This window comes from Mycobacterium palustre, assembly GCF_002101785.1.
GTDB classification, from domain to species: domain Bacteria; phylum Actinomycetota; class Actinomycetes; order Mycobacteriales; family Mycobacteriaceae; genus Mycobacterium; species Mycobacterium palustre.
In genome coordinates this window covers 1-2,798 of record NZ_LQPJ01000077.1, presented here as the reverse complement: position 1 = coordinate 2,798, position 2,798 = coordinate 1, and the positions used below count along the sequence as shown (strand labels likewise).

The 2,798-nt window shown below is 64.0% G+C and carries 2 protein-coding genes and 1 pseudogene; all 3 read left to right on the top strand.

Going from position 1 to position 2,798, the window contains the following annotated elements:
- Positions 1-1,830: hypothetical protein (locus tag AWC19_RS29615; RefSeq protein WP_211284877.1), on the top strand; the 1,830-nt coding region annotated here is incomplete at its 5' end.
- Between the two features lie 15 nt (positions 1,831-1,845).
- Complete coding sequence (locus AWC19_RS07800) at positions 1,846-2,493, top strand: hypothetical protein (protein WP_085077490.1); 648 nt, start codon at positions 1,846-1,848, stop codon at positions 2,491-2,493.
- A 207-nt stretch (positions 2,494-2,700) separates the two neighbouring features.
- Positions 2,701-2,798: pseudogene (locus tag AWC19_RS30445) on the top strand (NlpC/P60 family protein); the annotation flags it as partial.

The following is a 2,798-nucleotide window of genomic DNA, read 5'->3' as shown; positions in this document are numbered from 1 at the left end:
GAATTCAGTGCGCTGCTTTCGGGTTTGGGCGCCGGGAACGTCACCGGACTGGTGTCCTATCTGAGCGCGGCGGCCGGGAACGCGACCAGCGCTGCCCAGTCATGGGCGGATGCGCTGGCCGGTGCATCCGTCGAGGACGCTGAGGCGCTGGGGGCGGCTGTGGCCGGCGCGGCGAACGCGGCGACGAGCGCGGCGACGCAGATTGGCCAAATCGTCACCAACTCCCTCGAGGCCGATGCGGCCGCAGTGGGCGCGGCGGTGAACGCCGCGAAAACCAACGCCCAGGGCATGATCGACACGCTTGTTCAGGCGGCGCAGAACGATGAGTCGCTGATCAATCAGACTGTTGATGCGGCGAAAGCCCAACTGGTGTCGTGGCTTTCGTCCGCGCCGCAACAGCTGCAGGGTTTTGTCGGGGTGTTTGGTGTGGCGGATTTCGCGGCGGCGTTGGGTGCGCATAAAGCGAATACGACTGCGACGCAGGCGCTGGCGGCGAGTGTGGCGTCGGCGTTGAACGCGACACCGTCCCCGTCTGGCACGGATGTGACGGTTGATTTCACGCAAATGCCGGATCAACCGGACATGTCGGGCGTGATGCTGCCGGGTAATGGTGCGATCAGCATCAGCGGCGGTCAGGCGGTGCAGGGAACATCGAATATCGGTGATATTCAAGTGTTCCCAACCCAGTGCACCAGCGACTATGTGGTCATTGAAGCCACGCTTGGGCAATTGTTCGACCTGGCCAAAACGCCTTCGGCGGATATCTTTATCATCGGTCGCTGTGATTCGGCCAGGAACACCTTCACGGGCCTATTTCTTGGCAACACTGGCAGCGCTATTCAGATAGCAATGGCTGCTGACGTTAGTGGTGTCCTGCATTACATCAAGTTTATAAATCTCAGTTCTGTTGCGCCGGGCGGGGTTTTGAAGGTCATCATGGGTGATCCGGTGGCCGGCAATCCCTATGTTTACGAGGTGCTCTACAACGGCCAGGTCGTGCTGGGCCCGGTGACGGACGCCTCCCATTTTTCGATTCTCGGTGCGGGTCAGAGATACGTCGGTTTGTGCATGTTCTGCGCGGTTTCTGGCAAGTTCCCGCCCGGTATCGAGAAGGTCCGTTACTACGACAACGCGCCCAGCGCGGGCGCGCGGCCGTTCGCGCAACTCCCACCCAACAATCCGCTAACCCCCGGCGGCCTATACATCCCGTCCGACACCGGGCTCATATTGCGCGACGACGGAACCAGCTGGGACCGCGTCATGGGTGGGCCGTTGACGGCATTCACCCCGCCACCCTCAACGGGCTGGACCACCACCAACCTCGGCACCGCCACGATCAGCCCCGACAAAGACGCCCGGCTGCTCACACTCCCCGGCACCGTCGGCGCCGGGATCCGCGCCGAATACTCGACCCTGTCCCCGGCCAGCGGCTACGCGTGGAAAGCCTACATCGAACCCACCTACCTCGACCGGATCATGACCGGCATGGTCCTCACCGACGGCACAAAATACACTGTGTTCGGCCAATTCGTTTCCAGCACAAACATAGTCGAACTCGCCGTCCTCAACTACAGCGCCGTCAACGGGTCAACAACCGTGGCCGCAAGCCAAACCCTCGGAACCAACATCGCCACCATGCCGAACTGGCTACGCATCCGCGACGACGGCGCCAACAAATACTTCGAATTCAGCCTCAACGGCGTCGACTGGCAACCCCTCTACGCCGTGTCGCGCACCACGTTCCTCACCGCAACCGCGATCGGCTGGGGCGGCGAACAACGCGGATCCACACAGGCATTCGTGCGCTGCCGCTCATTCGGCCCCGTATAAAATCAGGAGAACAACGTGACCGAGCTGTCCGGCTTCACCCCCGTCACCCCCCTCGCCGTCGTGCCACCGCAATCCCTGCGCGTCCCCACCAACAAAACCGACGCCATCGCCCAGGCCGCCACCATCCTCGAAGCGCTCTGGGACGCCGTCGACAACGGGCTAGCCCCCAACATCAAAGTCGAAGTCCTGCGCCACAACCCACCCGGCGGCACACCCACCACCATGTGCCGCATCACCCCCACCGCCCTGGACGGGGTCGCCAACACCATCGCCAACCCCGGCGACTGGCTGTGCGCCGACACCACCGGCGTCAAAGGCATGACCAACGACGCCTACGCCGCACAATTCACCCAGAACGTGCCCATCGAATGGGCCGCCACCACCACCCCACCCCAGGCCGTCGCCGGGGCGGGGCTGACAGCGACTTTGACGTTCCCGCAACCAACCTCGGCGAACCGGCCCTTCACCTACACCGCCGACGGGCCCGGCACAATCGGTGAATTCGTCACCGCCCCAGACGGGACCGTCACCGCGCAAGTCACCGGGCTTGCCGACGGCGCCGAATGCTCCTGGACCATCACCGTCAACACCCAGTATCCGGGCGTCACAGCGACCTCGGTGGCGTCGAACACCATCACCGCGTTCGACCAGCCCAGCAGCTAAGACCCGATACCGCCTATTCCGGAATTGTCAATACCGTCTATATCCAACCACGCCTGTCATGCAGAGGAGGGCGAAAATGCTCAACCTCGACGAACCTGCGATGCGACGCCGATGACTGGCAAACCGCTCGCCGCCGCCATCCTCGCCGCCGCCAGCATCGCGACAGCGCCGGTCGCCCACGCCAACCCCGACGTCGTGCCCATCGTCCGTACCGCCATCGGCAGGCCCTACCGCTGGGGCGCGGCGGGCCCCGACGCGTTCGACTGCTCCGGGCTGGTCGTGTGGGCCTACGCCCAGATCGGGAC